General features: G+C 63.2%; 9 protein-coding genes. 4 read left to right on the forward strand and 5 right to left on the reverse strand.

All coding sequences use genetic code 11. The features are described 5' to 3' along the window. The first annotated feature begins 380 nt into the window (after window positions 1–380). Both MJ777_RS21425 and MJ777_RS21430 read left to right on the forward strand, forming a co-directional pair. Window positions 381–1,136 carry a sucrase ferredoxin gene (locus tag MJ777_RS21425; RefSeq protein WP_239377606.1) on the forward strand — a complete coding sequence of 252 codons (756 nt, stop codon included), beginning with the start codon at window positions 381–383 and terminating at the stop codon, window positions 1,134–1,136. Beyond that, window positions 1,129–1,965: a hypothetical protein gene (locus MJ777_RS21430; RefSeq protein WP_239377601.1), complete on the forward strand. Its 837-nt coding sequence runs from the start codon at window positions 1,129–1,131 to the stop codon at window positions 1,963–1,965. Before MJ777_RS21425 ends, MJ777_RS21430 begins: the two co-directional genes overlap by 8 nt. A 17-nt stretch (window positions 1,966–1,982) precedes the next feature. Here the strand turns inward: MJ777_RS21430 and MJ777_RS23305 are convergent, their stop codons facing one another. The 5 genes from MJ777_RS23305 to MJ777_RS21450 form a co-directional block, all read right to left on the reverse strand. Beyond that, window positions 1,983–2,864, reverse strand: coding sequence for an aldo/keto reductase (locus tag MJ777_RS23305; RefSeq protein WP_370652805.1), 882 nt, complete (start codon window positions 2,862–2,864; stop codon window positions 1,983–1,985). Continuing rightward, entirely contained in the window at window positions 2,798–4,009 is a 1,212-nt protein-coding gene (locus tag MJ777_RS21435) for a JmjC domain-containing protein (protein WP_370652806.1), read from the reverse strand. The genes MJ777_RS23305 and MJ777_RS21435 overlap by 67 nt, the downstream gene beginning before the upstream one ends. A gap of 69 nt (window positions 4,010–4,078) precedes the next feature. After that, window positions 4,079–4,231: a hypothetical protein gene (locus tag MJ777_RS21440; RefSeq protein ID WP_239377602.1), complete on the reverse strand. Its 153-nt coding sequence runs from the start codon at window positions 4,229–4,231 to the stop codon at window positions 4,079–4,081. Between the two features lie 339 nt (window positions 4,232–4,570). Beyond that, window positions 4,571–4,765, reverse strand: coding sequence for a DUF397 domain-containing protein (locus MJ777_RS21445; protein WP_239377608.1), 195 nt, complete (start codon window positions 4,763–4,765; stop codon window positions 4,571–4,573). 5 nt (window positions 4,766–4,770) lie between these two features. Continuing rightward, window positions 4,771–5,619, reverse strand: coding sequence for a helix-turn-helix transcriptional regulator (locus MJ777_RS21450; RefSeq protein WP_239377603.1), 849 nt, complete (start codon window positions 5,617–5,619; stop codon window positions 4,771–4,773). Window positions 5,620–6,043: 424 nt separating this feature from the next. Here MJ777_RS21450 and MJ777_RS21455 point away from each other — a divergent pair, with 424 nt between their 5' ends. Both MJ777_RS21455 and MJ777_RS21460 read left to right on the forward strand, forming a co-directional pair. Then, on the forward strand, window positions 6,044–6,724 hold the full coding sequence (locus tag MJ777_RS21455; RefSeq protein ID WP_239377604.1) for an ATP-binding protein: 681 nt from the start codon (window positions 6,044–6,046) through the stop codon (window positions 6,722–6,724). Window positions 6,725–6,747: 23 nt separating this feature from the next. Further along, entirely contained in the window at window positions 6,748–7,296 is a 549-nt protein-coding gene (locus MJ777_RS21460) for a hypothetical protein (RefSeq protein WP_239377605.1), read from the forward strand. Window positions 7,297–7,513: the final 217 nt, after the last annotated feature.

Below are 7,513 nucleotides of genomic sequence, written 5' to 3' on the forward strand. Positions count from 1 at the left end.
CACCGCGCCCCGCGCACCGCGCCCCGCGCACCGCGCCCCGCGCACCGGCCTCGGCCCGCCTGGACGGCCGAACGCGGCTTGACCTGCACAAACCGCTAGGTGAAGTCCGACCTGCTCTGTTGGCCGGAGCCCGCCGCGACAGTGAGTCGATCTTTACGGTAGGCTTGAGGCGATGTTCAGAGGCACCTTCACGACCTCCCCACCTTGAGTTAGGGAGGGTTACTTAATGCTGCGGCGCTACTTCGTATCGGCGCTCGGGCGGACTGGAATGTTCCGCAATGGGTGACGGCACTCCCGTGCGCTGCGGCACGCAATCACGATCAGCTTCCGAGGATATCAGGGGCACAGTCCCGGATGCGAAATTTTTTGCTTTCCTGCCGATGGCCGCGCCATGGCCTAAAGACGCGCTTTGTCCGTCCGGCGGGGAGGTGGCCGGATTTCCGCCCATCTCGCGCACCAAAACCCTATATTATCGTCCCTATACAGGGCGCTCTATATGTGACGAGCCCTTCTACTGGGACGTAGATGTCCGGAAGATAGTTCGGCGGACGTCTGACGGGTCGTGGTCCACAATCGCGCCTTCCCCGGTCCCGCAATTTATCGGTGTGTGTATCCACGGTCGGCACGACATCTGCTGCGGTGTACGAGGGGGAATGTTCGCGCGTCGGTTTCGTGGGCTTCTTCCAGACGCGCCGATCTACGGGGTGAGCCATCTCGGTGGCGACCGCTTTTCCGCGAACGTCATCGTTTTGCCGAGCGGGTACCTTTTGGGTCGTCTGGATGACGCGGACGACAACGAGCTTCGGGAACTCGCCGAGAATGGGTTACTCCCGCTCGCCAATCTCCGAGGGCGCCTCGGTTTGACCCCCGTAGAAGCAGTCGCGGAAATCTGGTACCGCAGACAGTTCCAGCAACGCAATCCACTGCACATTCCGCGTATAACTGTGGTAGGATCACCTGCACAAAAGCCACGCCGGTATAGGGTGCGGGTCGTACACGGAGTCCGGTACTGGCTGCTTGAGGCGAATCTCGAACCGGATCGTGAAATCTCGATCCGCTACACCTGCGTAACCCGCGAGAAAAGGCTGATGTACCGGTGGAACGTCAGGCTAGTTGGAGAGGGCGGCAATGCTTGACCTGAGGGAAGAGTCCGCACCTGATGCAATTGAGTATTGCAGGAAGCTGTTGGATGTCGAGTTTAAAGATGATAGTCCGACGTTCGGTTGGGGTGGGAAATCCGCCGGCTTTGAAACAAGCCACGGGACATGGGTGAAGGTTCTTTCTCGCCCGGCTGGCTCGATAAACGAGCGGACGTGGACCGGAGAGGAGTGTTCCTCCGTCCTGTCGGGGGTGTCGAAACCCAAGCTTCTCCGCTCTATTCGGTGGTCGGATGATGATCGAGGAGTCGTTTGGCGTGCAGATGAGACGACGCTTGTTTCGTTCCCAGTTGTCAGCTCCACGCCGGAGATCCGGAACGATTCACCCGGACTCTCTGATGCTTGGTGGTCAGACCTACGTGAATCATTGGCTGCCTTGGCAGGGCACAAGACGACGCGCGTCGGTGTACGCCAGGATCTCATTAACCGCCGGATACGTGAATTCGCAGGTGACACGGTCGACCCGTCGGTGAATGAGTGGACGACTGCCCACGCCGATGTGCACTGGGCAAACCTGACGGCGCCGACGCTGGTACTCCTCGATTGGGAGGGGTGGGGCCTTGGGCCGCGCGGATTGGATGCGGCGACGTTGTGGGCATTCTCGCTCCTCGTGCCGCCCGTGGCCGAGAGGGTAAGCGACGAATTTTCTAGGGATCTTTCGTCTAGGTCTGGGAAGATCGCACAGCTTTTCATGTGCACGGAGTTGTTGAAGATGGTGCGCGACTACGGCGACCATCCGGAGTTGGAGAAGCCGTTGGCTCGCGAGGCCGATCGATTGGCGGTAGAACTCGCGGGATTTATACGATGACCTGTCGCCCAGTTCTACTACTGGATATCGAGTAGTCGACGCCGACGGAGGAGATCTTTATAGCGTTCGATCTTCTCTGGGACAACCTCAAGCCGCGTGGCCTCCACGAGTTGCGTAAAGTGATTTAGACCGTTGACGCTAACCGCGACTCGGGCAACCGGCGGCAATTCGTAGGCGAGGCGGAAAGCGACCTGTGGCGCGGCAATGTCAGACGGCGGGCGGGTACTGAGAAGCGATGCAAGGTTGAGGTCTCCCCAGAAAGGAAGCCGGGTGTCGCCTCCGAAAGGGCTCATTCCCCATCGGTTCCTCACATCCACGCGGAGTAGCCCAGCGAAGGTGTCAGCAGCTTCCCAGACGGCCGGGCTCGCAAGTACGCCACTTCGGTGCATCAGATGGGCAGGACGGGGCGTGGAGTCTGGCAGGTGGCCGCCGAGCACGTCGACGAGTGGTCGAGCGTCCCAGGTCGAGATGCCCCATGCAGCGCACACGCCAGACTTCGCTGCCTCGTCAAGCGTCTGTGCAGCCTCTAGGAAGAGGTCGCGACCACGACTGTCGCCAGCCGCTTTCACGCCCCTTTCTGGGTTGTGTAAGAAGATAACATCGGGAATGCAGCCCAAGGCGTCCGCACTCATTTCCGCCGCGCGTCTAATCCGTACAGGCTCCAAGGAATGTTCAGAATGCTCGGTCGAGGAAGGGAAGAATCCGACTTTCGTCGACAGATGAAACTCGGGGAGGAGGTCGGGGATGATGGCGGACAACTGTGCATGCGATGAGAAATCGGCGTAGTTGAAGGCTGTGTCGATGTCCCGTATACCCAGCTCCAGGGCTGCTTCTAGGATGTCCCTCCGGTGACGAGTCCTGTATAGCCCGAGGACAATTCTTCGGTCAGCGCGATGCAAATTTCCTCCCGAACGAGAATGCGCGCGAGGGGACGAAGATCGATTCCAGTTTCAGCGCTCGCTTTGTCCAGATCCACGGGGCAGCCTGACAGCAGGAAGGCGAGTGCGGGCGCCGCCTTCTCCCGCACGATGATCTTTCTGCCGCTCGTGTAAATAACAAGATCAGGGCTTTCTCGTTCGACGTGAGGCGCGAATTCGGAAACACAGATGACGACATCCGCTTCCTGCGACATAGGGAGTGGTGGAGCGTGCCGTGCGGAGGGCTGACACCGTTCACGCACGGCTAAAAATGCTGCCGGCGGATAAGTGCGGATCAAATCGGCCGCTGCGGCTTCGAGACGCGCCTTTTCGTCTTCTCTCTCGTCGCTGGAGCCGAAACGGCTCAGATCTCGCCGGAAGATTTCTAGGTCGCGCGCACGGTCGGCAACCCAGGACAGCCAGTCCACACCCGTACGTTTGACGAACCCGAAGGTGAGGTGAAGGCTCAGCGGATCATTGTAATCGGCGCGAGTCGCCTGATGCCAGTAGCCACGTGGGATGTGCATCACATCCCCTGCTTTCAGGGTACCCTGCCATACCGATTTCTCGCTCGCGACCGAATTCGGTTCGGTGTCACGGTACATGGGTACCGGCCGCGAGTAACTACGGACGTCCCAGGTCTTTTCACCCGCAAGTTGAACAACTATTACGTCGTGGTCATCCCAATGTATCGGAAATCCGCCGGTCGATCGAGTCGTCAGGTACGCGTTGACCTGCACCAGTTCGTGTGACCACCATTGGAGTGCGCGAGTGGCGACCTCCAATGTAGGGTCGAAGGTGTCCAGGGCATCGAGTACAAGAGTCACGCCCGTTTCGAGCAGGCTTTCCATTGCCCCGGGGTCCGCCATGCGAATGTTCTGCCGGCGTCTGTTGGCCTGGGAACGCAGGTAGTCGGCGGGATGGAGTTCGTCTCCGTCCTTAAAAAGGCGGAGCTGAGGAGGTTCCAAACTCCGTCGCATGACGATGTCCAATAGCCGCGACGGGGTCATCAGTCGTTGACACAATGATGTGTCCGCCAGATGACCCCGCGCGAACTCTCGTCCAAGAGGTGAGACGTCCTCCCAATTGAACGCACCCTCGATTCCCTGAACTAGCCGATGCTCCATCGCTAGCTATCCGCTCCTCGCTGCTCAAAGATATCGAGGGTGGGCATGATGCCTCGTTTCTTGCTGCTCCTACCTGTTGTCCTCGGGAAAGTTCAGCCCGTCTCCCGCGCCGCCGTCGCTACGGCCGGTGCTTCCTCCGTCGGAGTGCTCGGCGTCGTAGCGGTCCTGTACTTGCGCCAGGTTTTCAACGGCAAGTACCAGGTCGTCATCGTCAGGGTTCATCTGGCTTTCTCGCTCTCAATCAGACACCACTCGGCTCTCTGTCCGGCCGCCATATGGTAGGAGCGGTCTATAGGGCGTCGCAACCACTTTGGCGAAAGAGGTGTGGTTGTGTAGCGGGCGCACTCCCACCGGGATGGAGACCTCAGGCTGAGGTCGATGAATGGCGTCGTCTGGAGCCGCAGGTAGACCGGCCAATGGAGACGCCAAGGCAAGCAGCAGGGGCCAACGTCGGCACAGCCAGTTGCGCTCGGCGTGGTCAGCGCACGCGGGCGTCGCTGGGCGGGAAACACCCGCACCCCCGACGCCCGCACGGTCTCGGTGGAGGCGGGGGGCTCAGCGTCAGATGTCGAACTCTCCATCGCTGACGCCTGCGACGAACGCCGCCCATTCGCTGGGAGTGAAGACGAGAACCGGGCCGGTCGGGTCCTTACTGTCACGGACAGCGATGATCTCAGACGTTCGCGCTACCTCCACGCAGTTGGTCTGTGTCGCGCTGTAACTCGACTTACGCCACTCGGCATTGGTCAGATCCATCGTGCTCACCTCCCCTGGTACTCGTCTGCGAGCGATGCCAGTAGGTCCACCGATGCGACGGGGTCAAGGGCCTGATGTGCCAGCGTATCCCGGGCCTGCACGAACGGGGTGACGTCGTCGGGTTCATCCACGAACAGGCTGGAGCGTAGGTGTTCGAGGTGCACGATCGCGTGCGCCTTGGCGAACTCCAGCAGCACGAATGAGCCGGCGGTGCCGAGATGCGCCCCGAGTGCGCTGGGGAGAACCTGCACGGTGATCGTGGGCCGGGCCGCCGCCGTGAGGATGTGACGTAGCTGCGCGGCCATCACTGCCGGGCCGCCGACCGGACGGCGGAGCACGGCCTCGTCCAGGACGACGTGCAGATCCGGCGGTTCCGGCCGGCTCAGGAGTGCTTGCCGGCCGAGCCGGGTCACCACCCGCGCTTCGATCTCGTGAGTGGGAACATCGCCGCCGACCATGACCGCGCGGGCGTACTCCGTGGTCTGGAGCAGGCCGGGCACGAGCAGCATGCCAACGTCGGTGATCCTCTCGGCCTGCGACTCGAAACCGATCAACGCCGTGAGCTGGTTGGGTAGACCCGGCAATCCGGTCTCCCACCAACCAGGCCGGTCGTCTTCTCGCGCCAGCGCGAGAAGACGACCTCGCTCCGCACCGGTCACCTGGTAGACGACCAGCAACGCGGCGACGTCTTCCACCGTGATACCGCGTAGGCCGTTCTCCAACCGGCTGAGCGTGCTGGGGGACCATCCCAGGCTCGCGGCCACGGCGCGGCTGGTCTTCCCGATGCCGATACGCAGGTCACGAAGTTCAGCGCCGAGTCCACGGGCACGCGCCGACGGCGGACGCCGAGGCATCAGTAGGCCCCTCCACTCCGGATCACAGGTGGTCGTCCGGGTCGGACGCTACACGCACCACCACAACCAAAGTTCTCCCCAGACACTTGCATCGCGTTGCTGCAACGATGATCGTTGCAGCAACGCGATGCAAGACCGGGAGGTGCCATGGACGAACACCGCTTCGTGGTGTGGGACGCGGATGGGCGACCACTCAGAGCGTTCGCTGACTTCGACACCGCACACGAGTGGGCGCACGGGCGAATGCGGGAGCCCCGTACCCGTCTTCCCCTGACCGTCGACGATCGTGTGGCGAAGGTCAGCCGTCGCCTGTCGTACGCGCGCTGCGAGTTGGTGGCGTGGGCTGAGTTCGCCGTCCTACCTGGTTGCGACCTGCCGTCACTCCACACGCCATCGACGGCGACACCGGACAGTACACCCGCACATGAACGTCACGATCACCGGCATCCGCCCCGTCGGTCGTGCGCGGTCCGCAGCCCAAAGGGCTCAGCATGACCACGGCGACCCGTCGCCCGTGGTCCGGGTGGCCGTAGCACACTTCCCGCCGACCGTCGCCGCTGTTCCGGCCGTGCGTTCGAGCACGGTGCGCACGCTCACGGAATGGTCGGTGGACTCGCAGGCCGTCAACGGCACCGAAGTCGTCGTCTGCGAGTTGGCCTCGAATGCCGTGAAAGCCAGCCGCCCGGATGACGTCGTGGCCATTCGGCTTACCGCCACGACCGGACATGTCCTCCTCGAAGTGTGGGACGGCAACGATATCGCTCCCCGAATCAAGAGCCCCGACCTGTTCGGCGAAGACGGACGCGGGTTGTTGATGGTCGACGCGCTATCGCGGCGATGGTCCTGGTACAGGGTCAAAACGGGCGGAAAAGTCATATGGGCGGAGATCGTAGGCGGATTGCAGGCCGCGCCGCAGACGACGGGCGCCGCTACGCCGATGCCGTCGCGGCGACCGAGGGTCGGGCCGGCGCCTACGGCGCCCGTCGTGTACCGCACCGATCCGGAAACCTTGCGGCGGGTCGCGGACGCGCTGCGCGCGCTGGACCCGTGGCATCGGCCCCCGACCGGCCGGCGCTCATCCGAGGCCACGGCACGCAAGGCATAACACGTCACGACGGGAGGGGGGCCATGGGACGGGTCAGCGTACGAGCGGAACAGAACACGTTTCGGGGCCGCATGCTGGACGCCGGAATGACACACGCGGATGTCGCGGACGAGTTCATCCGCCGCTATCGGCTTCGACCCCGCGCCGCGTTCCGGTACGCGCACGGGTGGACGCTGCTCCAGGCCGCCGCCCACATCAACGGCGACGCGGCCCGCCTCGATCTCGACCCGCACGGCAGGGCTCCCATGACCGGCTCCCGCTTGTCGGAACTGGAGCACTGGCCGGATACGACCGCGCGGCGACGGCTCACCCCGCAGATCCTCGCGTTGCTGGCGACCGCGTACGGAACCGACGTGCATAGTCTGCTCGACGTCCGCGACCACACCCACATGCGGGCCGCGGACCTGCTCGTGATCGACACGATGATGTGCATCGGGCAACCCGCCGCATGCCTGTGCGGCCAGCGCCGGACACCAGCGGCTGCGCGGCCCCGGGTGCCGAGGCCACGGCCGGACACGCGGGCACGGCCCGGAAGTTCTGCTGTGACGGCAACGCCTCTGCCCGTCCGGTAGCCATACCGGTCCGCGTTGCGGTCTCCTGTCGGGCCTGTAAGAACAACGGTGTAACTCCCCTGTGACAGTCTGTGCATACGCGCAGGTAGAGGAGGCACCAGATGACCAGCATGACGACAGATCCGGCAGCGGAGACGATCCCGGGCGAACTAGCGGCCGCCGCCGCTCCGGCGCTCGATGAGGAGCTCACGCGGCGCTGGTCAAGGACATCGCAACC

The organism is Protofrankia sp. Cj5, assembly GCF_917627405.1.
In the GTDB taxonomy this organism is placed as follows: domain Bacteria; phylum Actinomycetota; class Actinomycetes; order Frankiales; family Frankiaceae; genus Protofrankia.